Annotated in this window: 23 protein-coding genes and 1 tRNA gene; 19 read left to right on the top strand and 5 right to left on the bottom strand. The window is 36.2% G+C overall.

All coding sequences use genetic code 11. The features are described 5' to 3' along the window. Positions 1-33 precede the first annotated feature (33 nt). Positions 34-918 (bottom strand): NAD kinase, encoded by an 885-nt coding sequence (locus QO182_RS08410; protein ID WP_371535651.1) that lies wholly within the window; start codon positions 916-918, stop codon positions 34-36. 73 nt (positions 919-991) lie between these two features. Continuing rightward, positions 992-1,648 (bottom strand): CBS domain-containing protein, encoded by a 657-nt coding sequence (locus QO182_RS08415; RefSeq protein WP_371535654.1) that lies wholly within the window; start codon positions 1,646-1,648, stop codon positions 992-994. A 116-nt stretch (positions 1,649-1,764) separates the two neighbouring features. Here QO182_RS08415 and QO182_RS08420 point away from each other — a divergent pair, with 116 nt between their 5' ends. From QO182_RS08420 to QO182_RS08510, 19 genes are all read left to right on the top strand, one after another. Continuing rightward, on the top strand, positions 1,765-2,478 hold the full coding sequence (locus QO182_RS08420; RefSeq protein WP_371535656.1) for a pyridoxine 5'-phosphate synthase: 714 nt from the start codon (positions 1,765-1,767) through the stop codon (positions 2,476-2,478). A 147-nt stretch (positions 2,479-2,625) separates the two neighbouring features. Then, positions 2,626-3,390: an alpha/beta fold hydrolase gene (locus tag QO182_RS08425; protein WP_371560966.1), complete on the top strand. Its 765-nt coding sequence runs from the start codon at positions 2,626-2,628 to the stop codon at positions 3,388-3,390. Between the two features lie 24 nt (positions 3,391-3,414). Continuing rightward, a complete protein-coding gene (locus QO182_RS08430) occupies positions 3,415-3,759 on the top strand; it encodes a phage holin family protein (protein WP_371560968.1) in 345 nt (114 codons plus the stop codon). A 96-nt stretch (positions 3,760-3,855) separates the two neighbouring features. Then, positions 3,856-4,221 (top strand): hypothetical protein, encoded by a 366-nt coding sequence (locus QO182_RS08435; RefSeq protein WP_371535672.1) that lies wholly within the window; start codon positions 3,856-3,858, stop codon positions 4,219-4,221. A 430-nt stretch (positions 4,222-4,651) separates the two neighbouring features. Next, positions 4,652-5,341, top strand: coding sequence for a DUF3347 domain-containing protein (locus QO182_RS08440; protein ID WP_371535674.1), 690 nt, complete (start codon positions 4,652-4,654; stop codon positions 5,339-5,341). A gap of 50 nt (positions 5,342-5,391) precedes the next feature. Beyond that, positions 5,392-6,672, top strand: a complete 1,281-nt coding sequence (locus tag QO182_RS08445; RefSeq protein WP_371560970.1) for an efflux RND transporter permease subunit — start codon at positions 5,392-5,394, stop codon at positions 6,670-6,672. Between the two features lie 7 nt (positions 6,673-6,679). Then, positions 6,680-8,617, top strand: a complete 1,938-nt coding sequence (locus tag QO182_RS08450) for an efflux RND transporter permease subunit (RefSeq protein WP_371560972.1) — start codon at positions 6,680-6,682, stop codon at positions 8,615-8,617. After that, positions 8,604-9,833, top strand: coding sequence for a TolC family protein (locus QO182_RS08455; RefSeq protein ID WP_371560973.1), 1,230 nt, complete (start codon positions 8,604-8,606; stop codon positions 9,831-9,833). The genes QO182_RS08450 and QO182_RS08455 overlap by 14 nt, the downstream gene beginning before the upstream one ends. 2 nt (positions 9,834-9,835) lie before the next feature. Then, entirely contained in the window at positions 9,836-11,083 is a 1,248-nt protein-coding gene (locus tag QO182_RS08460) for an efflux RND transporter periplasmic adaptor subunit (RefSeq protein WP_371560975.1), read from the top strand. A 2-nt stretch (positions 11,084-11,085) separates the two neighbouring features. Beyond that, positions 11,086-12,300 carry an efflux RND transporter periplasmic adaptor subunit gene (locus QO182_RS08465; RefSeq protein WP_371560977.1) on the top strand — a complete coding sequence of 405 codons (1,215 nt, stop codon included), beginning with the start codon at positions 11,086-11,088 and terminating at the stop codon, positions 12,298-12,300. 174 nt (positions 12,301-12,474) lie between these two features. Beyond that, on the top strand, positions 12,475-12,954 hold the full coding sequence (locus QO182_RS08470) for a DUF305 domain-containing protein (RefSeq protein ID WP_371535688.1): 480 nt from the start codon (positions 12,475-12,477) through the stop codon (positions 12,952-12,954). A 25-nt stretch (positions 12,955-12,979) separates the two neighbouring features. Next, entirely contained in the window at positions 12,980-13,519 is a 540-nt protein-coding gene (locus QO182_RS08475) for a helix-turn-helix domain-containing protein (protein ID WP_371561005.1), read from the top strand. Positions 13,520-13,605: 86 nt separating this feature from the next. Next, on the top strand, positions 13,606-16,140 hold the full coding sequence (locus tag QO182_RS08480; RefSeq protein ID WP_371560979.1) for a heavy metal translocating P-type ATPase: 2,535 nt from the start codon (positions 13,606-13,608) through the stop codon (positions 16,138-16,140). Between the two features lie 53 nt (positions 16,141-16,193). Continuing rightward, positions 16,194-16,667, top strand: a complete 474-nt coding sequence (locus QO182_RS08485; RefSeq protein WP_371560981.1) for a membrane or secreted protein — start codon at positions 16,194-16,196, stop codon at positions 16,665-16,667. A gap of 55 nt (positions 16,668-16,722) precedes the next feature. After that, the gene (locus QO182_RS08490; RefSeq protein WP_371560983.1) at positions 16,723-16,860 is read left to right on the top strand and encodes a hypothetical protein; all 138 of its coding nucleotides are present in this window, start codon (positions 16,723-16,725) and stop codon (positions 16,858-16,860) included. A 23-nt stretch (positions 16,861-16,883) separates the two neighbouring features. Then, positions 16,884-17,270: a DUF302 domain-containing protein gene (locus tag QO182_RS08495; protein WP_371535694.1), complete on the top strand. Its 387-nt coding sequence runs from the start codon at positions 16,884-16,886 to the stop codon at positions 17,268-17,270. 71 nt (positions 17,271-17,341) lie between these two features. After that, complete coding sequence (locus QO182_RS08500; protein WP_371560985.1) at positions 17,342-19,708, top strand: multicopper oxidase domain-containing protein; 2,367 nt, start codon at positions 17,342-17,344, stop codon at positions 19,706-19,708. A gap of 285 nt (positions 19,709-19,993) precedes the next feature. Further along, positions 19,994-20,473, top strand: a complete 480-nt coding sequence (locus tag QO182_RS08505; RefSeq protein ID WP_371535697.1) for a hypothetical protein — start codon at positions 19,994-19,996, stop codon at positions 20,471-20,473. A gap of 332 nt (positions 20,474-20,805) precedes the next feature. Beyond that, a tRNA-Glu gene (locus QO182_RS08510) sits at positions 20,806-20,877 on the top strand. A gap of 280 nt (positions 20,878-21,157) precedes the next feature. Here QO182_RS08510 and QO182_RS08515 read toward each other — a convergent pair. The 3 genes from QO182_RS08515 to QO182_RS08525 all read right to left on the bottom strand — a co-directional run bounded on the left by QO182_RS08515 (position 21,158) and on the right by QO182_RS08525 (position 24,480). Further along, the gene (locus tag QO182_RS08515; RefSeq protein ID WP_371535700.1) at positions 21,158-22,333 is read right to left on the bottom strand and encodes a nitrate/nitrite transporter; all 1,176 of its coding nucleotides are present in this window, start codon (positions 22,331-22,333) and stop codon (positions 21,158-21,160) included. Positions 22,334-22,520: 187 nt separating this feature from the next. Beyond that, positions 22,521-23,969 carry a flavin-containing monooxygenase gene (locus tag QO182_RS08520; protein ID WP_371560987.1) on the bottom strand — a complete coding sequence of 483 codons (1,449 nt, stop codon included), beginning with the start codon at positions 23,967-23,969 and terminating at the stop codon, positions 22,521-22,523. A 241-nt stretch (positions 23,970-24,210) separates the two neighbouring features. Next, on the bottom strand, positions 24,211-24,480 hold the full coding sequence (locus tag QO182_RS08525) for a hypothetical protein (protein WP_371560989.1): 270 nt from the start codon (positions 24,478-24,480) through the stop codon (positions 24,211-24,213). Positions 24,481-24,574: the final 94 nt, after the last annotated feature.

A 24,574-nucleotide genomic window follows, 5' to 3' on the forward strand; every position in this document is an offset into this window, starting at 1 on the left:
GGATACAATCGTATATTTAGGAAGTAAAAAGATTTAATTTCTTTTGTCTTCACCCCACAATAGTTTTGTGCGCAGTGTTTTTAGAAAGGTTTCTTCCGGGATTTCGACCATGTTTATTTCAAACGGTGTTTTGCTAATGGTCAATATGGATTCGTTTTTTACAGAAGTAATTCTGGAGTCTAATGAAACTAGATAATGCTCTTCTCGTCCTGATACTTTTAATCTGATTTCAGTTTCATCAGGGATAACAAGAGGTCTTGCATTCAAGTTGTGCGGTGCAATAGGAGTTATTACTAGACTTTTTACGTCAGGAGTTAAGATAGGACCGCCACAACTTAAAGAATATCCGGTTGATCCTGTAGGGGTGGATACAATTAAACCATCGGCCCAATAGGAGTTTAAAAACTCACCATTAAGGTAGGTGTCAATTGTTATCATGGATGTGGTGTCTTTTCTGCTTACTGAGATCTCGTTCATTGCAAAGTTAATGTCTTGCAACGCCTCGTTTGGAGGAGTGCAGGACAGGCTCAACAGTGTTCTTTTAGAAAGTGTGTATTTTTCATCAATGACAATTTGTAGGAATTCATCAATGTTTTCTTTTTGAACTGTAGCTAGAAAACCAAGTCTTCCTGCGTTGATACCTAAAATAGGGATTCCTGAATCTCTTACCAGCGTTGCTGCTCTTAAGATGGTTCCGTCACCGCCAATGCTGACTAGCATGTCAAAACTTTCGTCTAACTGCGTATGCGAAGAAAAAGTATTATATTCTTTTTTTACAATTCCCTTTTCATAAAGCAACTCTAAAAAAGCAGCTTCAATGACTAATTCTACATTGTTTCTATTAAAAAAAATGAAGATGTCTTTTATGATAGGTTCTGTACTATTTTGATAATATTGACCGTATATGGCTACTTTCATTATTTTGTTGAATCGTTTGTTTGTAAAATAGTTGAGTTATTAAAAAGCTTAGATTAGTATTTAGAATAAACAATTACATATTAAGGTACTTGTCTAAGTAGTCTGAGCGTTCTTTTAAACTGCTGATATAATTGTCTTCTTGGTGTTCTGATACTATTTCGTAACTGTACCTTCTAAATGTCTGGACTATTTCATTAATAGCGCCCAGGCTAATTTTCATCGTTACTTCAATGCTGTCCACATCAGATTCAGAAATGAATAAGCCTAAAAGTTTTCCGTTATTGCTTTCCACTATTTGAGTGATTTGGCTCATAGAATAATCTAATACTCCTTTTTTCACCTTTATAATTCGTCCTTGTTCTTTCAAAAAGGGAGTTTGGTGGAAAAAGCTCATAATATCATCTATTTCATAATAGCCAATATAACTGTTCTTTTCATCCAAAACAGGAATCAAGTTCGTGTGATTTTTTGCAAAAACTTCTAATACTTCGAGCCAAATTGAATCTGTTCTCGTGAAAAAACTCGCAAGAGTATATCTGTAATCAATTACTTTTTTGTCATTATCAAAAGTTTCAATATCTTCAGATGAGATACTACCAATGTAAATGCCTTCTTCAACAACAGGAAAGTGTGAAAAAGTCAATTCGTCAAAAAAGTCTTTAACAGAGGCAATAGTCTCTTGGCTGTCAATCGCTTTAAAGTCAGTGGTTATGTAGTTTGTAATTTCCATCTTAATTAAATCCTGAATTTTTATGCAAAATAATCAAAAAAAGGCAAAATCTCCTACCTTTTACTTTGTATTTTTGTGTCAATTATACAGTTATTTCATAATCAAAAAGTATTCCAATGACAAAGTTAAGTGTAAATATCAACAAAATAGCGACTTTACGTAATGCGCGCGGAGGAAATGTGCCTGATTTATTAAAAGTGGCCACTGACATTCAAAAATTTGGTGCCCAAGGAATCACCATACATCCTCGTCCAGATGAGCGTCACATTCGCTATCAGGATGCTCGTGATTTAAAAGCAATCGTTTATACCGAATTTAATATAGAAGGAAATCCACAACATAATTTTATCGATTTGGTTTTAGAATGTAAGCCCGAGCAAGTGACTCTTGTACCAGATGCTATTGGTGCAATTACCTCTTCTGCTGGTTGGGACACAGTAAAAAATCAAGCCTATCTTACTGAGATGATTCAAGAGTTTCAGCGCAATGGTATTCGTACCTCTATTTTTGTAGATCCAAGATTAGATATGATCGAAGGTGCTAAAAAAACAGGGACAGACCGAATAGAATTGTATACCGAAGCTTTTGCACATGAGTATGGTTTAGGAAACAAAAATGGAATTGATCCTTACGTAAAAGCGGCTGTTTTGGCTAATGAAATAGGTTTGGGAATCAATGCAGGTCACGATTTAAGCTTGGATAACATTCAGTTTTTTAAACAAAATATTCCAGGGTTATTAGAGGTTTCTATTGGTCATGCCTTAATTGCAGAGGCCTTATATCTTGGCCTAGAGAATGTGGTCAATATGTATTTGCAAAAATTAAAATAAAATAATTTGGGCGTGACCCGCATAATCCCGATAGCTATCGGGACGGGTCGGGCTATGCGCTACAATCTTTAATAGTATTTCGCTATCGCTCCATACTACTAAAGGATTTTCGCTGCTACTCCTCACGCGCTCGTTAAACTATACAATATGCTTTATTCAAAAATAGAAGGTGAAGGAAAACCATTATTGATACTTCACGGGTTCCTAGGAATGTCAGACAATTGGAAAACGCTTGGCGTGCAGTTTGCAACTGAGGGATTTGAAGTTCATATGTTAGATCTGCGCAATCACGGGCGAAGTTTTCATTCAGAGGAGTTCAGTTATGAATTGATGGCTCAGGATATTCTGGAGTATTGCAACGATCATAATTTAAGCAATGTCGATATGATAGGACACTCCATGGGCGGTAAAACAGCGATGCTTTTTGCAACCTTGTATCCGCAAATGGTGGAGAAGTTGATTGTAGCTGATATTGGACCAAAATTCTATCCGCAGCATCATCAAACGATTCTAGCGGGATTAAACGCAGTAAATTTTGCTAAAAAACCCAGTCGATCTGAAGTAGAAGATACACTTTCGGAATACATAACCGACTTCGGTACGAGACAGTTTTTAATGAAAAGTTTGTATTGGCAAGAGCCAGGACAATTGGCTTTCCGATTTAATTTAGCTGTTTTTAATAAAAAAATGGATGAAATAGGAGTAGCGCTTCCAGAGGACGCTGTTTTCAATAAACCAACACTTTTTATTCGTGGCGGAAACTCTAATTATATTTTAGATGGTGATTTTGACACGATAAAGAAACATTTTCCTCAAGCAATTTTTGAAACAATTCCAAACGCAGGACATTGGCTTCATGCCGAAAATCCTAAATTGTTCCATCAGTTTGCAAAGGAATTTTTTGATAAATAATATTAACCAATAAAACATATACCTATGAAACTTCTTTTAAGAATATTAATTACCTCCGCTTTAGTGTTACTGATCTCTAATTTAATGACAGGTGTGCACGTCGCAAGTTTTACTACTGCTATAATTGTAGCTGTTGTTCTTGGACTACTGAATGTCTTTATTAAACCAATATTAGTAATCTTGACTTTGCCAATTACTTTTATAACCTTAGGGCTGTTCTTGTTAGTAATCAATGCGCTAATTATTATATTGTGTGATAATATTGTAGAAGGATTTCGTGTAGATACTTTTTTTACTGCCTTATTATTTAGTATTATTTTATCAGTATCTCAGTCGATTATGTATTCAATACTAGGAGAAACAAAATAGATTATTTTTAAAGTATACATTAGTAAAACTATATTAACATTATATTTTGATTCGAACTAGTATAGTTTTACTAATTTTGTACGCAATTACAAGAAAATGAAAAAAATCCACTTTATATTAATCGTTTTGATTGGCGCACTTTTGATGCCAAGCGCTACGTTTGCCTGTGGAAATAATTCAGAAAAATCTTGTACTAAACAAATGACTGCTAAGACAGGCATGAAAGACTGTTGCGGTAAGGGCAGTAGTTCTAAAAGCAAAGATAACCATGGTTGTACTGGAAAATGTGGAAATGCTTTATGTAGTGCTTCTTCCATAAACTTAGTAATCGTTACTGCTACACCATTAGAAAATCAAGACAACGTCTTTAATTTTGCTACAAAAAAGCAAAAATTTTACCCGTCAGTATCGTTCACTTCTGAAGGATACTCTTCTATCTGGCTTATTCCTAAAATAGGCTAAATTCTTTTTTGACAGCCATTAGTGTGTCAAATTCAAAGCAAACTACTTGCTTCAATCTATGATTTATCAATTTAATTAAGGAACAAATTCGAGTAAAATCACTGTTTTTGTTTCAGGAATTCTGCTTGTTTTTTTTTAAACGGTTTGCCAAGTTAAGTAAAACGCAATAATTTCACTCCATTTTAAGGGTTGTTGATTTATTTTTGAACTCTTAAATTTGGACAACCAAAAAAGAAAAACCCAAGATTTAAACAATGATATTTGATAGTAATCGAAAAAGCAATAAATACTAAGAAAACAACGTAATTTTCCATTTGGATCAAGACTAAATAGCTATTTAGTCTGTTTATTTGGGGTTTAGAAGTTTTCTAAAACAGATCAGAATTAAATAAATAACGCAATATAATTATAACTTTTAAAAATTAGTAAAATGAAAAACATTGTAAAAATCAGTCTTTTATCAGCAGTATTTGCTCTAGCATCTTGTAAAGACAACAAATCAGAAACAGCCGATAAAGCGAACACCGAGACATCCGACAGTCAGCAATATTCTTGTGAAATGCATCCTGAAGTACACGGTAAAAAAGGAGAAGAATGTTCTAAATGCGGAATGTCCTTAACGGTTCCTGTAGCCCATGAAGAAGTGATTGAAGAAGTGAAAGAAATGGACGTTACAAAAAGCAAATCGGCATTTTCAATCGATATGATTTTAAATGATTACCTAAAATTGAAAAATGCCCTAGCTAGCGATGACGCTACATTAGCGACTGCATCAAGTAAAGCTTTAGAAACAACTTTACAAAAAACGACCACTGACAAAATTGAAGCTGATTTACTTTCTCAATACAACACCATCGCTGACGCTGCTAAACAACACACCGCAACCATTACTGAGAATGCAGGTAAAATTGCTGCACAAAGAAATGCGTTTGCTTTATTGAGTGCTGACATGCATAACTTTATTAAAATGTTTAATACAGATAAAAAACTGTACCAAGACTATTGCCCCATGTACAATCAAGGAAAAAATGGATATTGGATTAGTGAAATTAAAGATATTAAAAATCCATATTACGGAGCTGAAATGTTGACTTGTGGAGGAATTACAAAAGAATTGTAATTCTCAGTTCCAACCTTTAGATGAAAAATATTTTCATTAATTAAGCTATTATGGTAGAAAAATTAATATCGTTTTCCTTAAAAAATCGAGCGATTGTTTTGCTCGTTTCCGCCTGCTTGTTTGGTTGGGGAATCTACAGTGTGCAAGAAAATCCCATTGATGCGATTCCTGATTTATCAGAAAATCAGGTTATTGTTTTTACGGAGTGGATGGGTAGAAGCCCACAGGTGATAGAAGATCAGGTAACCTACCCTCTAGTTTCTAACTTACAAGGAGTTCCTAAAGTCAAAAATATCCGGGCTTCTTCCATGTTTGGGATGAGTTTTATCTACATCATTTTTGAAGATAATATAGATCCTTATTGGGCAAGAACTCGAGTACTGGAACGTTTAAATTATGCTCAGCGACTGTTGCCACAAAATGTAGTTCCCACTTTAGGACCTGATGGTACAGGAGTAGGGCATATATTTTGGTACCATTTGGAAACGAATGGGATGGATCTTGGGGAACAAAGAGCGCTGCAGGATTGGTATGTGAAATTTGCTTTACAGACAGTTCCAGGTGTTGCTGAGGTAGCTTCCTTTGGAGGTTTTGAAAAACAATATCAATTGGTTTTAGATCCTTTGAAAATGCAGTACTATAATGTTAGTATGATGGAAGTGATGAAAGCCGTAAAGACGAGTAATAATGATGTTGGTGGGCGCAAATTTGAAATGAGCAACATGGCCTATATCGTGCGAGGGCTCGGCTATATAAAAAATATCAAAGATGTGGAAGAAATTGCCATCAAAAATTATAATTCGGTTCCCGTAAGAGTTAAGGATATCGGTTCTGTTCAAATGGGTGGTGATTTACGTCTGGGGATTTTTGATGCAAATGGAGAAGGCGAAGTAGTCGGCGGAATTGTCGTGATGCGTTACGGTGAAAATGCTGATAAGGTCATAGATGCGGTGAAGGTAAAAATGAAAGAAGTCGAAAAAGGATTGCCTGAAGGGGTGACCTTCAAAACCTCTTATGATAGAAGCGAGCTAATTAAAAAAGCAATTGAATCTGTTAAAGGGACTTTAATCGAGGAAATGATTGCGGTCTCCATAGTGATTCTTCTTTTTCTTTTCCATTGGAGAAGTGCCTTAATTATTCTAATACAGTTGCCAATATCTGTTGCTATAGGTTTTATTTTGCTCCAGGCTTTTGGGATTTCATCCAATATTATGTCGCTTACCGGAATTGCTTTAGCAATTGGTGTTGTAGTTGATGATGGGATAGTTATGGTCGAAAATGCCTATAGAACCATCTCTGAGAAACAAGAAGAAATGGATAACAATCAATAATCAACCGATGAAAAAGTTATTTAAAAAGATATTTAAAAAAGAACACGATCCATTGTCGGCGGATGAAAGAATGAAGTTAATAGAATCTTCCTCTAAGCTCGTTGGCCCAGGAGTTTTTTATTCGACACTTATTGTAATTGCTTCTTTTTTACCCGTTTTTCTACTAACGGGGATGGAAGGAAAATTATTCAGTCCGTTAGCGTGGACAAAATCATTTATACTGATAGTAGATGCGTTTTTAGCGATTACATTGACTCCAGTTCTAATCAGTTACTTGCTGAAAGGAAAATTGCGTCCGGAGAACAAGAACCCAATCAATAGAAAAATGGAAAGTTGGTATACGCCAATTCTAATTTTTTGCTTAAAATGGAGAAAAAGCGTTCTATTGGTAAACTGCATTGCTTTACTGATAGGAGGGTTGATGTATACGCGTCTCGGTTCAGAGTTTATGCCTCCTTTAGATGAGGGATCTATTTTGTTTATGCCTGTAACTTTACCTGATGTCTCTAATTCTGAAGTAAAAAGAATATTGCAGGTTCAGGACAAGATAATAAAATCAATTCCTGAGGTAACCCATGTTTTAGGAAAAGCGGGGAGAGCCAATACGGCAACGGACAATAGCCCTATAAGTATGATTGAAACAATCATTTTGCTTAAACCTCATAACGAATGGAGAGCCGGTAAAACCAAAAGTGATATCATAGATGAAATAAATAATAAACTGCAAATACCGGGTGTTACTAATGGTTTTACGCAGCCTATTATTAATCGAATAAATATGCTTTCGACGGGAATTAGAACAGACGTGGGCGTAAAAATTTATGGGGCAAGTTTGGATACCATCGAAGCTTTGGCACAAAAAATTAAAAAGACGCTGGAAGGGACCGAAGGAGTGAAAGATTTGTATGCCGAACCAATAACTGGTGGGAAGTATATCGATATTGAAGCAAATCGTGAGGCAATTGGAAGATATGGTCTCAGCATTGACGATGTTAATAATGTGGTTGAAGCAGCAATTGGTGGAATGACATTGACGACTACTATTGAAGGGAGACAGCGTTTTTCTGTAAATGCCAGATATGCACAAGAGTATAGAAATAGTATTGAAGACTTAAAAAAACTGCAGGTACAAACCATGGAATTCGGGCCAATACCATTAGACGCCGTCGCCGATATAAAAATAAGCGATGGACCTCCGATGATAAACAGCGAAAATGCCATGCTGCGTGGGAGCGTTTTGTTTAATGTTAGGGATCGTGATTTAGGAAGTACGGTAGAGGAAGCGCAGGATAAGCTCAACACCATGATGACTAAACTGCCAAAAGGGTATTATGTGGAATGGAGCGGACAATGGGAGAATCAAATCCGTGCTAACAAAACATTGGGCATGATATTGCCTATCGTTGTACTTATCATATTCCTGATTTTGTATTTTACGTACAACTCAATGAAGGAAGCTTTAATAACGATGATAACAGTTCCTTTTGCTTTAATAGGAGGTATTTTTATGGTCTATTTTTATGGAATTAATTTATCTGTAGCGGTTGCTGTGGGATTCATCGCGTTGTTTGGGATGGCCATAGAAACAGCCATGATAATGACTATTTACCTAAACGAGGCCATGAATAAAATGGTTGAAAAACACGGCAACAGCAAAGAAACAATTACCACGGACATCCTCCGACAGTACATTATTGATGGTTCGGCAAAAAGGCTGAGACCAAAATTAATGACGGTTTCGGTTTCTCTTTTTGGTTTAGTACCCATTCTTTGGTCGACAGGGACGGGCGCTGATGTGATGATTCCCATTACGGTTCCGCTCATTGGAGGAACAATCACCTCTGTTATATATGTATTATTAGTAACCCCTATTGTTTTTGAAATGACAAAGCAACATGAATTAAGAACAAAAGGCAAAATAGATCTTATCGATGCGACACATTAAATATTATATCATTATCAGTTGTTTGCTGTTAAACGCTACTGCTGCAGTAGCGCAAACACTTTCGTTGGATGCTATTTTGACTAACGTCAGAACGAATAATCCGCAGTTAAAAATGTACGATGCCGACATACAGAGCATGGATGCAGCAGCCAAAGGAGCACGCAGTTGGATGGCACCTCAAGTGAGTACAGGCTTGTTTATGACTCCGTACAACATAAATCCAGATATGGGGTCTTACATGATAGGCGTTACACAAATGATTCCCAATGCTTCAAGGCTAAAAGCCGATTCTAATTACATGAATGCCATGTCTTCGGTAGAAGCAGAAAGCAAGAACTATACCGCGAATCAGTTGAACGCGTTGGCAAAAACGAATTATTACCAATGGATCGTACTGGATAAAAAAATAAAAATAACCAAGGATAATTTATTGCTTTTAGAGTACATGATTAAAAGTATGGAGATACGCTATCAGTATAATATGGACAAACTGCCCACCTATTACAAGGCAAAGTCACAATACAGCGCATTGGAAAGCATGGTGGTAATGTTGCAAAACGAGATTTCGCAAAAGAAAATCATGCTTAATACTTTGATGGCAAGAGATAAAAACACTGTTTTTGAAATAGAATCTAATTTTACTTTAAAGGAGTATGATTTTATGAAATCAGACACGGTATCGCTTTCTGAAAACCGAAGCGATGTAAGAGCTATCGAGAAAACAATTGCTTTAAATGAGTTGAAAATAGACATTGAGAAAGCAAAATTATTGCCCGAGTTTGGGGTGAAGTACGATCATATGTTTGCCTTCGGGAATGGTCCGCAACAATTTTCATTGATGGGAATGATTACAATACCCATGCCTTGGTCATCAAAAATGAATAAAGCTAACATCAGTAGTTTTAAAATAAAAAATGAAAGTCTGGATTGGCAAAAACAAATGATTCTAAACGAAGCAACAGGAATGATTTCAGGCATGCAAGCGGAGCTTAGCAACTTAAAGAAGCAATATGAAATTGCCGATAAAAGCATCATTCCGGCATTGCGAAGAAATTATGACACTTCCATAATCGCCTGGCAAAATAACACAGGAGATCTATTTTTGGTACTGGATGCGTGGGAAGCATTGAATATGGCTCAAATAGAAAAACTGGACAAGTTGCAGGCCATATTGAGTACTCAGGTAGCCATTGAAAAACAACTGGAAACGAAATAATTATGAACAAATATATAAAATATAGTTTGGCGGCTATTGCCATTTTAGTTGTAGGATTTGCAATCTATTATGGTGTGAACAATTCTACTGCCCAAACGGATCAAGAGCAACCGGCTGCCGTATATACCTGTTCGATGCATCCTGAAATTATTCGGGACGAACCAGGGAATTGCCCGGTATGCGGAATGAATTTAGTGAAAAAAGTGACTGAGGGACAATCGATGGAAAGCCATTCTATTGACCATTTATTACGGTCAACTGACAGCTTCGTAGTAGGGGATTTTCAAACCACAACGGCAAAAGACACGGCCATCAGTAGTGAAATAGAGCTACCTGGAATTGTCGCTTATGATCCTAATTCATCGGTTAACATTGCCGCAAGGATAAGTGGCCGAATCGAAAAAATGTATGTGAATTATAAATACCAAAAAGTAAATAAAGGACAAAGACTTTTTGATTTGTATAGTCCGGAATTATTGACAGCACAGCAAAATTTCATTTATTTAATTACCAATGATTCTGAAAACGCATCCATCATAAAAGCTTCGAAACAAAAATTAGCACTTTATGGAATGACTACAAGTCAGATTAATTCATTGGCTACAGCCAAAAGAACAAATCCTATAATTACTATTTATAGTCCCGCTAACGGAATTGTTCAAGGAACTGAAAGTAGTAGGACTGGTACTGAAGGATCGATGCAAAATAACGCCGCCACAACGACCTCCTTAACATTGAAAGAAGGAGATTACATTAAGAAAAATGAAGTGGTTTTTAAGTTAGTGAATACGGATAAAGTATGGGGTATTTTCAATGTGATGCAAGGACAAAGCAGTTTGATAAAGATCAACCAAGCGATTCGGTTTTCTTCAGAATTAGATGAAAGTGATTTTATAAATGCCAAAGTGAGTTTTATAGAAACACAACTCAGCGAAACGGATAAGACGAACAGGGTTCGAGTGTATTTAAATAATAGCAATCTGAAATTCCCGATTGGATTGCGATTGCAAGGTTTTGTCGAAACAAATCCCATCCAAGGCATTTGGGTTCATAGGCAAGCATTAGTGAGCATCGGCAGTAAAAAAGTAGTTTTTACTAAAAAAGAAAATGGTTTTAAAGCAAAAGAAATAAAAACAGGAATTGAACTCAATGATTTTATTCAGGTCCTCGAAGGGCTGGATGTAAAAGAGGTAATTGCTGACAATGCACAATATTTAATGGATAGCGAAAGCTTTATTAAAACAGAATAATTATGCAAAAGATAAAGAAATTCAGTTTCCTATTCCTGGCATTAGTTGTCGTAATGGGATGTAATACTAAAAGCAAGGAAGATCATAGCGCGCATCAGGATGGAGAAAGTATTTTTTACACCTGTTCCATGGATCCCCAAATAAAGGAAGATAAGCCTGGTAAATGTCCTATTTGTCATATGGAATTGACCCCAATGAAAAAAGACAATTCGGCCTCTAATGAAATAACCCTAAGCGACCAGCAAATAAAATTGGGAAATATAACTACCCAAAATATAGAGGATACAAATAGTAGTCTGAAAGAAAACTATACGGGCGTTTTGACAATTAATCAGGAACAAATCAAAACCATTTCAGCAAGAGCGATGGGGCGAATTGAGAAATTATATTTTAAAACTACGGGTGATTATGTTAAAAAAAATCAAGCTGTATATCAATTATACAGCGAAGATATAGCCATTGCTAAACAGTATTATTTTGCAGCGTACACGCAATTGGCCATGCCTGGTGATTTTGGAAAAAATGCCAAAAGTATGCTTCAAGCTGCAAAACAAAAGCTGTTGTTTTATGGTTTGTCTAATGCGCAAATTGAAAGTATTAAAGGCAATGCTCAAATTTCACCATACACCACTTTTTATAGTACTTACAGCGGATATATTTCGGAGATAACGGCTACAGAAGGTAGTTATGTAATGGAAGGTGCTGCAATAATTAAGTTGGTCGCTCTAAATACACTTTGGCTTGAAACGCAAGTAAACGTGAGCTATGCAAAATCATTAAAAATTGGACAAAGTGCTACGGTTTCTTTTACAGATTATCCCGCTAAAGAAATGCAGGCAAAAATCTCATTTATTAATCCTGAGATTAATCCAGACTCCAGATTGCTATTGATTCGAATGGAAATCGCTAACCCGGACTTGTTTTTAAAACCGGGAATGCAGGCAGTGGCAAAATTAACTCAATCCAATAGGAAAGGATTATTTATTCCAATAGATGCTGTCATTAGAGAAGAAAACCACAAGTATATATGGGTCGAAAAAAGTCATGGTCTATTTGAGAACGTGATGGTTGAAACCGGGGTAGAAGCCAATGGAATGGTCGAAATCACATCGGAAGTGGACATTACAAAAAAAATAGTTATTACCGGTGCCTATGCCATTAACAGTGAATATATATTCCGCAAAGGAAGTGATCCCATAGCAGGGATGAAGATGTAATAAGAGGTAATGCATAATAGTGTGATTATTAGTAGCTTATTAGGTTAAAAAAAGCTAACTTAGTTCTGTTATAATGGAATTTTAAAGCATTTTTGATAATAAAATAATTATAAAAAGGACGTTATCTGAAAGTTCAATCGAGTAGCGATCAAAAACTCTAATTAAAATGGGATTATGGAAGAAAACAACACACAGTTAAAAACTAATCCTTATGTGAAATTTGCCTCAATAATGGCGGTTTCATTTGTCATTATGTATTTAGTAATGTTTTTAAATGTTGCTGAATTTAGCCATGTACACAATAGCTTAACCCGCTTTTACATGACCACTTTAATGATTGCTACAATGGCAATCAATATGCTGTTATTTATGTGGAAAATGTATCCCAATCGTAAAACCAATTTAGCAATAATAGTCTTTGCCGCTACTACATTTCTTGGAACACTTTTTCTATTAAGGACACAAACTTTTATTGGAGATGTACAATATATGAAAGCTATGATTCCTCATCATTCATCAGCCATTATGACTAGTAGTAATGTAGATTTTAAAGATCCAGAAGCTAAAAAATTAGCCGGAGATATAATAGATGCTCAAGAAAGAGAAATTAAGCAAATGAATGAAATGATTATTCGTCTGGAAAGCAAAAAATAATAAAGTGAAAATTTATATCAAAAACATGGTTTGTGGTCGTTGTGAAATGGCTGTAAAGACAACCTTAGAAAAAATGTCGCTTCCTGTAGTTTCTGTAGACTTGGGTGAAGTACTCTTTTCTCGGGAATTAAAAAGCGAGGAAAAACAACCATTAGCACTAGCTCTTAAGGAGCTTGGTTTTGAATTGTTAGAAGATAAAACTAGTAAAGTTATTGAGAAAATTAAAAACCTCATCATTGACTTAGTACACAATCAAAACGAAAAACTAAAAGTCAACTTCTCAGCTTTCTTATCGGATGAGTTGCACCAAGATTACAGTGCTTTGAGTAAGCTTTTTTCAGAAGAAGAAGGTGCTACCATTGAGCATTATTTTATAGCTCAAAAGATCGAAAAAGCCAAAGAGTTATTGGTCTATGACGAAATGAGTCTAAGCGAAATTGCATTGTATTTAAATTATAGTAGTGTCGCTCATTTGAGTAATCAATTTAAGAAAGTGGCGGGTATGACTCCAACTTATTTTAAAAAAACAGAAGACAAAAACCGCAAACAAATTGATTCTTTGTAAATGATACAAATCTCTTCCTGAATTGTGTAACAACGAAACAGAGTTTCAGTCGGATATTTGTAGTATAATTTTTTATAGAGAGAAAGATGAAACATACATATATAATTACGGGAATGTCTTGTGACGGCTGTCGTAAAAAAGTAGAAAAAACACTGAATGCTATTGACGGTGCTGATGCTGTTGTTTCGCTAGAATCAAAGCAAGCATTTATTACGATGGATACCCATATCCCATTGGCTATTTTTCAAGATGCTTTAGCTGTTGCAGGAAACTACAGTATAGAAATGAGTACTCCAAAAGGGAAAATCTCTGAGCCTACGCCTGCAAAATCTTGCTGTAGTATGAAGGATTCTGATACTAAAAAAGAACATTCTCATACACACAATCATACTGCAGCACCCGGAAAATATTATTGTCCAATGCATTGCGAAGGCGACAAAGTCTATGACAAAGCGGGTGATTGCCCGGTATGCGGAATGGATTTAGTTCAAGAAGCGGTTGTTAATCAAAAAGTAGAATACACTTGTCCGATGCATCCTGAAATCATCAAAGATGGTCCTGGTGATTGTCCTATTTGCGGAATGGATTTAGTACCGATGGAGCCAAAAGAAAGCGATGACAATAAAACCTATAATGAGTTATGGCGTAAAATGAAAATAGCAATATTTTTTACTTTGCCTATTTTTATCATTGCCATGTCAGATATGATTCCGAACAATCCTTTGATGAAAATCATGAGTATCGAAAGTTGGAACTGGGTGCAATTTGCCTTATCGCTTCCCGTAGTGTTTTATGCGTGTAGTATGTTTTTTGTACGCGCCTATAAATCGGTTTTAACTTGGAATTTAAATATGTTTACCCTTATCGGCATCGGTTCTGGTGTAGCATTTTTATTTAGTGTTTTCGGATTGTTTTTTCCATCGCTATTTCCAGCAGAATTTAAAACGGAAACGGGGAGTGTTCATTTGTATTTTGAAGCAGCCACAGTTATTTTGACTTTAGTCTTATTAGGGCAATTGCTTGAAGCAAAAGCGCACAGTAAAACTAGTGGAGCAATAAAAGAATTATTAAAATTAGCGCCTACCCAAGCTACATTGGTGGTTGATGGAGTAGACAAAGTGATTTCGATCCATGATATTAAAAAAGGGGATTTATTGCGCGTTAAGCCAGGAGATAAAATTCCGGTAGATGGAAAAATAACGCAAGGCGAAAGTACGATTGATGAATCGATGATTTCGGGAGAGCCTATTCCGGTTGATAAAGCTGTGGATGATGACGTTATCTCAGGAACAATCAACGGAACTAAATCGTTTGTAATGATTGCTGAAAAAGTAGGGTCAGAAACCTTACTCGCTCAAATTGTACAAATGGTTACAGAAGCGAGTCGTTCTAGAGCGCCTATTCAAAAACTAGCGGACAGTATTGCCAAGTATTTTGTACCTATAGTTGTAGGTGTTTCGATTATTACCTTTTTCGTATGGACAGTCTACGGACCTGAGCCTGCATTAGTGTACGGTTTTATTAATGCCATTGCGGTATTGATTATTGCTTGTCCTTGTGCTTTGGGATTAGCTACTCCCATGTCTGTTATGGTAGGAGTGGGTAAAGGGGCGCAATCGGGAGTTTTGATAAAAAATGCCGAAGCTTTAGAAATGATGAACAAAGTAAATGTACTGATTACAGATAAAACAGGAACGATTACCGAAGGAAAACCTTCTGTAGAAAAAGTAGTGGCTGTACATAATAACGAGGAGGATTTGATTCAATTGATTGCTTCGGTAAATCAATATAGTGAGCATCCTTTGGCGCAAGCCGTAGTAAATTTCGCGAAAGCGAAAAATATAGGGCTAACTGAAGTTAACGATTTTGATTCCGTAACAGGAAAAGGAGTGGTAGGAAATGTAGCTGGTAAAAAAGTAGCATTAGGAAATAAAAAACTAATAGAACACGTAAATGCGACTATTTCTAAAGATTTAGAAAATACTGTTATTGCGGAACAAAAGCTAGGAAAAACCATCTCTTATATTGCAGTTGATACTATAGCAGTGGGTTATGTCGCAATTACAGACGCTATAAAAACAACTAGCACAAACGCCATTAAAGAGTTAATGTCTCAAGGTGTTGAGGTGATCATGTTGACAGGAGATAATGAAAATACAGCTAAGGCCGTAGCCGATGAATTGCATTTGACTTCGTTTATTGCAGGTTGTTTGCCGCAAGATAAACTCAATGAAATTAAACGTTTACAAGCCGAAGGTAAAATTGTAGCGATGGCAGGTGACGGAATCAACGATGCGCCGGCTTTGGCTCAAGCCAATGTAGGAATAGCAATGGGAACTGGAACAGATGCGGCAATTGAAAGTGCCAAAATAACCTTGGTAAAAGGTGATTTACAAGGAATTGTAAAAGCTAAAAAGCTAAGTCATGCGGTTATGGGGAACATTAATCAAAACTTATTCTTTGCGTTCTTCTACAATGTAATTGGAATTCCAATTGCAGCAGGAGTGTTATATCCTTTCTTCGGATTGTTGCTTTCGCCAATGATTGCTGCTTTGGCAATGAGTTTTAGTTCGGTTTCCGTTATTGCAAATGCACTGCGACTGCGAAATTTGAAGTTGTAATGCACTGAAGTTGATTTTTAATATAAATATTTTAATCTATAAAATAAAACACCATGAAAACACTACAGAAATTTGCCTTTGCAACCGGACTAATTGGACTATTGTATTCCTGTCAGTCAACGAATCAGGTACTCTCAAAATCAGATAAGAGAACCGAAATTATGAACACTATCGCCAATGACGAAATGATGTCAAAAGAGATGATGGGCGTGTTGATGAACAGCAAAAGCGGTCAAATGATGATGATGAAGGAGCATCACGCTAAAATGATGGGGATGATGAAAGAGGATCCAGAAATGATGAAAGGCATGATGCCGGAAATGATGAAAATGATGGAGGATAATCCAGAAATGATGAAAGGCATGATGAAAGGCATGATGGAAAAAGTTAAAAATGATGATGCTATGATGTCCGATATGTGTAAATCTATGATGGATAATCCAGATATGATGAAAATGATGGAGAAAATGAAGGCAGAAAAAATGGACATGAGTAAGATGAAAGGAATGGATAAAAAATCCAAATAACATTATAAAAAAAAACAGGAGGAGTACTATTTAACGCTATTAATACGATACAATTATGAATAATCATGGACATCAAGGAATGCATATGGATAGCTACTCATTTATGGGAATGCATTGGTTCTGGTGGGGGTCAATATTGATTTTTGCACTAGTATTATTAGTGGCAGCCCACCAGTACAGAAAAAGAAAATAATTTAATTTAAAAAATAAAAAGTTATGGAATATTATTTCAGTAAAACGATTAACGACAGTTTCGAAAATGCAATAGAGAAAGTTACGGAAGCCCTTAAAACGGAAGGATTTGGAGTATTAACAGAAATCGACATAAAAGCAACATTAAAGAAGAAATTAGATGTGGACTTTTACAATTACACCATTCTGGGTGCCTGCAATCCGCCTTCGGCATATAAAGCATTATTGGCAGAAGATAAAATAGGAATGATGTTGCCTTGTAATGTGATCGTTCAAGAGAAAGTAAAAGGTCAGGTAGAGGTTTCGGCGGTTGATCCGGCAGCATCTATGCAAGCGGTAGATAACGCAGCACTTGGGGAAATCGCAACAGAAATCAGAGATAGGCTGCAAAAAGTAATTAATACTTTGTAGTCCCGTTTTTAACAGTAACCCTTATTAGGCAAGTCAAATTGCATTTAAGATTAGTAATTAAAAACAAGAAAATGAAGACTTTAAAATATACAGCATTGTTAATTTTGATTGTGTCCCAATCTATTTTTAGTCAGGTTGTAGAAGGCAACGTTGACAATCTTCCGGTGAAGGAATATACACTCACCATCAGGGAGGAGGTTGTTAATAAAGCAGGGGTAGCTGTAAAAGGAATGACTGTAAATGGAAGCATACCAGGTCCGGTATTGGAATTTACTGAAGGAGAGTATGCTATTATTCATGTTAAAAATGAAATGAAGGAAGAAACGTCCGTTCATTGGCACGGGATAATACTGCCTAATTTTTATGACGGAGTTCCTTACTTGAGTACTCCGCCTATTAAGCCGGGACAAACGCTCAAGTACGAATTTGCCATAAAACAAGCGGGTACTTATTGGTATCATTCGCATACCATGTTGCAAGAGCAAAGTGGCGTTTTTGGGTCCATAGTTATTCACCCCAAAAAAGAAACATTGGTATACGACAAAGAATTGGTTTTAATGCTATCGGATTGGACCAATGAAAAACCAATGAATGTGCTGCGGACTCTAAAACGGGGTTCCGAATGGTATCAAATAAAAAAAGGTACCGCTACTCCGCTCAATAGGGTTATTGCAAGAGGTGCCGTCGGAGCGCAATTAAACTTTTGGAGACAACGTATGGTAGGTGCTGATATTGCCGACATCTACTATCCTGCATTTTTGATTAATGGAAAACAGTCTGTTGAATATCCCGATTTTAAACCGGGAGAAAAGGTAAGAGTACGAGTTATCGATGGAGCTGCTTCTACTTCTTTTTGGATGACTTTTGGCGGAGAAGATCCAGTACTTGTTTCAGCAGACGGTCATGACGTAGTACCGGTTGTAAAAAACAAAACATTTATTGGTATAGCAGAAGCCTATGATTTTATTGTGACCATTCCACAAGACGGTAAAATTGAATATAGAATTACGGCACAGGATGGTTCAGGTACGGCTTCGGCCTTTCTGGGAAGCGGTAAAATCTTAGCGGCTCCAGTTGTTCCAAGACCAGATAAAATTGGCATGATGCAAAAGATGGCGAAGATGGACATGAAAATGGGAGCTCATGCACTAAAATACCGTCCGAAAAAAGACGAACGTTTTAAAATAAAGAACGAATATGGCATGCAAATGGATATGTCGAAGGATTCTAAAATGAAAGAGATGAAAATGGACGACATGAAGCACAAGCAAATGGATATGCCCAAAGATTCTGCAAAGGAAGGAATGGAAATGGATCATTCTAAGATGGAAGGGATGAAAATGGAAGGTATGCAAGAAGAAGCTGTAAAGGCTGATTCTGCAAAAAAGGATAGTGTGGAAGGTGAAATGAAAATGGAAGGAATGGATCTGTTTTCAGAATATAACTATGATTACCTAAGGTCACCGGTAAAGACAAACTATTCTGCCGATGCACCAGTAAAAGAAATCCTGTTGAACCTGACGGGAAATATGCAGCGCTATATCTGGAGTATGAATGGTGTTCCCCTGGCTGAAACTGATAAAATAAAAATTGAAGGAGGTCAGGTCACAAGAATAACATTGAATAACCTGACCATGATGCATCACCCCATGCACCTGCACGGTCATTTCTTCAGGGTGATCAATAAAAACGGAGAATACTCACCCTTAAAACATACCGTAAATGTTCCTCCAATGGGGAATGTCACAATAGAATTTTACGGAAGTGAATATGGAGATTGGTTTTTCCATTGTCACATATTATATCATATGATGAGTGGTATGGCAAGAGTAATTAGTTATGATACACCAAGGGATACACGTATGAAAGGGTTTCCCGTTTCTGAGTTAGTAGCTGAAACTAACAGATATTATTCTTGGGGAATGGTGGATGCAGCATCTCATTTTACGGCTTTACAATTAACGGCTTCCAACTTGAGAAATCAATTTAACGTGTCCATGGAATATGGCTGGAACAAAAATCTCGAAGGTGAAGTTACCTACGAAAGATATTTACATGATTATTTGAGGGTTTTTGGTGGCGTAAACATAGAAAATGAGAAGGAAGATAGCTTTGATACGTTTAAGACTACGGCAGTGGTTGGTATCCGATATTTGACTCCGTATTTATTTAATCTAGATGCGCGAATTGATAATGAGCTTAGACCGCGAATTGCATTAGGAAGAAGTGTTATGGTGTTTCCTAAATTTTCAGTGTTTGGATATTATGAATATAAATTGGACTTAGGCTTGGTGAATGATCTTCCAGTAGCTAAAGACTACACCTCAGATACCGTTTGGAGTGCCGGTGTTGAGTATATGTTTTCAAAAAACGTTTCAGTAATGGGAAGCTACGATAACCGATTTGGTGCAGGAGGCGGGTTGTCTGTCAGATTTTAAAATTTATTGGCATAAATTTATTTAAGAGCCGGATATACAGAACAGAAATAATTATTTCAAATTACGGTGACTGCTTGTGAAATGGATTTAGAAATGGAAGTATTTGGGGCACAACTATCGCAGAGGCTTGGAATAGAGATTGTTTAACATCTTCAGCAGCTGATTTAACCATACAAAACCGAGAAACCATCAGACTGCACATAAGAGTAAGAATAAATCTAGCAGCCGGATAAAAAAACAGAAGTGTTTCTTAAACCGGCTAAATAGTAATTAAAATCAAATAATATGAAAACAGTATTAATTATTTTTTCGGCAATTGGTTTATTAACATTAAACAGTTGCAACCAAAAAACGGACCCTAAAGCAATGCTTGAAAACTCGAAATCAAGGACTGAAGTTTTTGATGCCATTGCCAGTAATCCTGATTTTATGAAAGAATTCATGGGAAACATGCAATCTAATCCAGATGCCATGCACATGATGCAAGGGGATAAAATGATGATGGGCAATATGATGGGTGGTAACGGAATGCAAATGATGATGAAAGACAGCATGATGACAAAGAATTTCACGAGCGGAATGATGGCTAATCCAGAAATGATGCAATCCCTGATGGGTGAAATGATGAAGGACGGCAAAACCATGGCTGCTATGATGCAAATGATGCAGCAAGGAGGCATGATGAGTAAAGAGTGCATGCAATCAAGCATGAAAATGATGGATAGTAAAGGAATGCCAATGATGAATAGTGCTAATATAAAATAAGGCAGTTTTTTGACAATTCAAAGGCAGGAAACTTTGCACAGCTGGGGGTTATACCAATTATAACTGTTAGCAAACTTCAAATAAATAGAATAGACTCTCAACAAATTTAAAAAACAAGAAAAGCTATGATGTGATGTTATGGCTTTTTTTGTAGTTTGTCTCGCTGTTGTGAGCACTGAAAATTTCTCGTCTTTTTTTTTCTTACTAAGAGCTAATTATGAATTAATTACAATTTTCTGATGAGAAAAGGGCGATTTATTATTATCAGTTTTAGGATTTGGTTTTGTGTATCTCAAAAATAGTTCTATTTTTGCACCAGAATAGAAAATTAAGGCCCGTTCGTCTATCGGTTAGGACGCATGGTTTTCATCCATGTAAGAGCGGTTCGATTCCGCTACGGGCTACAATATTTCCATTTTGCAATTCAGACTTTCAGAAAGCTGACTTCGCTATTTAATTTTGTAAATTAATTTCAATTTACCTCTTAGAAATAAAAAAAGCCTCGAAAATTAAACTTTTCGAGGCTTTTTTTGTTGACGACGAAAGTGCTTTTATTTTCCTAAACAAGAGATTCCGAATTCGCTTTTTTTTCAATTTTAAATTGAAATTAGTTATAGAGAGAGCTTAATCGATACCATAAAATGGAGCAGTCTGTACTCAAGGAAGTCTTTAAATCGAAGCAAATTAGTCTGTTTTATCTTTTTTGCTTAACGCCAATAATCCTAAAATAGGACCAATAGCTAAACAGGTATAAATATAGTTTGTATCTGTTACTGTTCTTAATCCACTGATTAATTGAATGCTAATTATTGTAATTGTAAAGCCAATACTATTCACTATTGTAAGTGCTGTTCCTTTTATTTCTGAAGGAGCATTCTGAGCGACTAATGTTGATAAAAGTGGAGAGTCAGCAACAACGACCATTCCCCAAAAAAGTAAGAAAGTAATAAAGAGAGTCGCTGATTGGATGACAAATAGAAAGGGAAAAATAAGACAGCAAGTACAAGATAGTAATAGTGATATAAACGCAATTCGTTTTGCACCGAAGATTTCTGAGAGGTAGCCACTCAATACGCAAGCGAGCCCACCAATACCAATGATAAGGAAAGATAAAACAGGAATATTAAATGTTGTTTCTGGATGTAAATCGCTATATGTTTGAAGTAGTAACGGTGTAAAAGCCCAAAACGCATATAGCTCCCACATGTGCCCAAAATAGCCAAATGCAGCGGAACGTAAGTTTTGATTTCTAAATATACCAAAGAAAGCAGATAAATTAACACCTTGACTTTGTTTTCGATAAGGACCATCAGGAACTAAAAGAGCGATCATTAAACCGCCCAGAACGGCTAGAGAAGAAGTCGTGATTATAACTAATTTCCAAGGGAATGCATTCGTTAATCCTTTTAACAAATGCGGAAAAGCAGTGCCAATTACTAGTGCGCCCACTAAAAACCCCAGCGACTTGCCAAGCCCTTTATTAAAATAATCAGCCGCTATTTTCATTCCAACAGGGTAGATGCCGGCAAGAAAAAAACCAGTTAAAAAACGTATGGATAGCATTGTGGTAAAAGTGTTACCTTCCCATATAAGACCTGCATTGCATAGCGCTCCTAGCAGTGCACTTATCAAAAATACTTTTGAAGGAGAAAAACGATCTGCGATCGCCAGTACTGCAAATACTAAAGTGCCTAAAATAAAACCAAATTGGACTGCTGAGGTTAAATGACCAATAGCTGTTTCCTGAAGTCCAAAATTAATTACTAAATCGCTCATCACGGCATTACTTGCAAACCAAAGAGAGGTACAGCAAAATTGGGCAACAACAATTGTAGGTAGGATTGTTTTTATTCGGTTCATTTAAAAATTTGCTTATTATTAACTAAGGATATTGTTTTGCTATGCAAAGAGAAGCAAAACTAGTGAAATTGTGGCAGAACAGAACATGTCTCATAATTAATCAATGGCTATATAAAGTAAAGCAAAAATAAAATAGTTTAAGGTCAGGAAGCTTTGTGCAACGGGTCGCTATTTGATCAAGTTAATTTTAAAAAAAGGTGAGTCGTTTGTCTTTAACAGAATCCAAGCGAAGCATCTTATAATCCAGAACATAGTTTTGATATATGCGCCAAGGGGCTTTGTTTCCTTGACTTGGAAGCATGTCGGCTGCTCTGTTAATATATCCCGAGTTCAGGTTGAGTAGTGGAACTGGTTTTAAATTAGTCTCAATTACTTTTGCCTGCAAAGCTTTGTAATTATGTTTGTCCAAGTACTTTAATACACGAGAAATATATTCACTGGTAAGGTCACTTTTCAACGTCCAAGAAGCATTGGTATAGCCAACAAATATAAAGAAGTTGGGAAGATCGCTTAACATTAGGCCCTTATATACAAAGGATTTGGAAATGTCAAATGGTTTCGAATCCAGTTGAATTTTCACCCCTCCAAACGCCACTAAATCCAGCCCAGTTGCCGTGATGATAATATCGGCAGCTAATGTCTTACCTGATTTTAATAAAATTCCATTGCTTAAAAAACGATCGATATGGTCGGTGACCACTGATGCTTTGCCTTTTTTGATGGCTCTAAAAAAATCTCCGTTTGGGGCGATACAAAAACGTTGCTCCCATGGATTGTAGTTAGGTATAAAATGCGGGTCGACAGGAAAGTCACCTAGGCTTTTTTTAGCGCCATTTATGATGAAATTTTTCATTCTTTCAGGAAAGAACCGACAGAGATTAAAAAAGACAATCGAATAGAAAATATTTTTATAGCGGATCAATCGATAGGCTACTTTTTTAGGGAATAGGCGTTTCAGTCGAGCGGCAATCTTGTCTTTATTAGGCAAAGCAGCAATATAGGTAGGTGATCTCTGTAGCATAACAACCTGTTCAGCTGCTGCAGCAAGTTCGGGGACGATGGTAACGGCAGTGGCTCCGCTGCCTATTACAACGATTTTTTTATCGGTAACATCTAAATTTTCAGGCCATTTTTGAGGATGGATTATTTTTCCTTCAAAAGTGGATTGGTCCTTAAATTCAGGGGTGTAGCCTTTGGTGTAATTATAATAACCACTACAACTAAAGATAAACTGGCAGCTATAAATAGTTTCTTCGGCTGTGGCTGTGTTTACAGTGGTTACCGTCCATAACTTCTCCTTTGTATCAAAGTTATAAGAAAGGGCACGCTGTTGGTAAATAATTTTTTCTCGTACCTTATATTCGTCAGCAGCTTCATTGATGTATTTCAAGATAGAAGGTCCGTCAGCAAAAGACTTTTGGTCTTCCCACGTTTTAAAGGAATAACCAAAGGTATACATATCAGAATCAGAACGAATACCGGGGTATTTAAACAAACTCCAAGTACCTCCAATTTCTGTTCTTGCCTCTAAAATAACATAGGTTTTATCAGGATTTTTACGCGACAAATGACACGCAGCCCCTATACCAGACAAACCGGCTCCTATTATGATTATATCGGTATGATTCGTATTCATATTGTTATTTTAGTATTAAATGCTGTTGCAAAATACAAAATAGAATCAACAAAAAACACCATTAAATCTTAAGAGGTAATGGTGTTTGTAATTTATAAGATGCTCTTTAAATGAACAAAAGGATAAAGGTCAATACAATGCCTCCAATCGCAAAATAAATCCCCTTTTTGAAGATAGGTATTTTTGGGGAGTACATCTAGAATGCAGATCACAAAAAAAAAGGATACACCAAAAAAGATGTTTAAAAAGTATAAAGGACTATTTGTTGACGCTTTGTGTAGGCGTTCCGTTTTTTTACGATTGCAACTCCTGTTTCTTCATTGTAATTACCGCCCTTGAAATATAAGACATCATCTTCTTCTTTTTTAACTTTTACTTTCATACGTAATTTTGGACTTAATTCTTCACCTGCTAAATTTGGTTCGAGTTGTTTTTCTAAGACAACCTCGCTTTTTAAGAAGCTGGTTTCTCTAAAAATCATTACAATACCACTTAAATCATATACGGCCATTATGCCTGATAAAAAATAACCTAGATATTTGTGGGTAACTCTAACTTGAAATGAGAATGGCGTTTTTTAATTTGCCATATTTGATGTTGATTTA

The sequence above is a fragment of the Flavobacterium sp. Arc2 genome (assembly GCF_041431385.1).
Taxonomy (GTDB): domain Bacteria; phylum Bacteroidota; class Bacteroidia; order Flavobacteriales; family Flavobacteriaceae; genus Flavobacterium.

Excerpts from the sequence above, each read along its gene's own strand:
- QO182_RS08410 (WP_371535651.1), bottom strand. The coding sequence starts at position 918 with ATGAAAGTAGCCATATACGGTCAATATTATCAAAATAGTACAGAACCT.
- QO182_RS08415 (WP_371535654.1), bottom strand. The coding sequence starts at position 1,648 with ATGGAAATTACAAACTACATAACCACTGACTTTAAAGCGATTGACAGC.
- QO182_RS08420 (WP_371535656.1), top strand. The coding sequence starts at position 1,765 with ATGACAAAGTTAAGTGTAAATATCAACAAAATAGCGACTTTACGTAAT.
- QO182_RS08425 (WP_371560966.1), top strand. The coding sequence starts at position 2,626 with ATGCTTTATTCAAAAATAGAAGGTGAAGGAAAACCATTATTGATACTT.
- QO182_RS08430 (WP_371560968.1), top strand. The coding sequence starts at position 3,415 with ATGAAACTTCTTTTAAGAATATTAATTACCTCCGCTTTAGTGTTACTG.
- QO182_RS08435 (WP_371535672.1), top strand. The coding sequence starts at position 3,856 with ATGAAAAAAATCCACTTTATATTAATCGTTTTGATTGGCGCACTTTTG.
- QO182_RS08440 (WP_371535674.1), top strand. The coding sequence starts at position 4,652 with ATGAAAAACATTGTAAAAATCAGTCTTTTATCAGCAGTATTTGCTCTA.
- QO182_RS08445 (WP_371560970.1), top strand. The coding sequence starts at position 5,392 with ATGGTAGAAAAATTAATATCGTTTTCCTTAAAAAATCGAGCGATTGTT.
- QO182_RS08450 (WP_371560972.1), top strand. The coding sequence starts at position 6,680 with ATGAAAAAGTTATTTAAAAAGATATTTAAAAAAGAACACGATCCATTG.
- QO182_RS08455 (WP_371560973.1), top strand. The coding sequence starts at position 8,604 with ATGCGACACATTAAATATTATATCATTATCAGTTGTTTGCTGTTAAAC.
- QO182_RS08460 (WP_371560975.1), top strand. The coding sequence starts at position 9,836 with ATGAACAAATATATAAAATATAGTTTGGCGGCTATTGCCATTTTAGTT.
- QO182_RS08465 (WP_371560977.1), top strand. The coding sequence starts at position 11,086 with ATGCAAAAGATAAAGAAATTCAGTTTCCTATTCCTGGCATTAGTTGTC.
- QO182_RS08470 (WP_371535688.1), top strand. The coding sequence starts at position 12,475 with ATGGAAGAAAACAACACACAGTTAAAAACTAATCCTTATGTGAAATTT.
- QO182_RS08475 (WP_371561005.1), top strand. The coding sequence starts at position 12,980 with ATGGTTTGTGGTCGTTGTGAAATGGCTGTAAAGACAACCTTAGAAAAA.
- QO182_RS08480 (WP_371560979.1), top strand. The coding sequence starts at position 13,606 with ATGAAACATACATATATAATTACGGGAATGTCTTGTGACGGCTGTCGT.
- QO182_RS08485 (WP_371560981.1), top strand. The coding sequence starts at position 16,194 with ATGAAAACACTACAGAAATTTGCCTTTGCAACCGGACTAATTGGACTA.
- QO182_RS08490 (WP_371560983.1), top strand. The coding sequence starts at position 16,723 with ATGAATAATCATGGACATCAAGGAATGCATATGGATAGCTACTCATTT.
- QO182_RS08495 (WP_371535694.1), top strand. The coding sequence starts at position 16,884 with ATGGAATATTATTTCAGTAAAACGATTAACGACAGTTTCGAAAATGCA.
- QO182_RS08500 (WP_371560985.1), top strand. The coding sequence starts at position 17,342 with ATGAAGACTTTAAAATATACAGCATTGTTAATTTTGATTGTGTCCCAA.
- QO182_RS08505 (WP_371535697.1), top strand. The coding sequence starts at position 19,994 with ATGAAAACAGTATTAATTATTTTTTCGGCAATTGGTTTATTAACATTA.
- QO182_RS08515 (WP_371535700.1), bottom strand. The coding sequence starts at position 22,333 with ATGAACCGAATAAAAACAATCCTACCTACAATTGTTGTTGCCCAATTT.
- QO182_RS08520 (WP_371560987.1), bottom strand. The coding sequence starts at position 23,969 with ATGAATACGAATCATACCGATATAATCATAATAGGAGCCGGTTTGTCT.
- QO182_RS08525 (WP_371560989.1), bottom strand. The coding sequence starts at position 24,480 with ATGGCCGTATATGATTTAAGTGGTATTGTAATGATTTTTAGAGAAACC.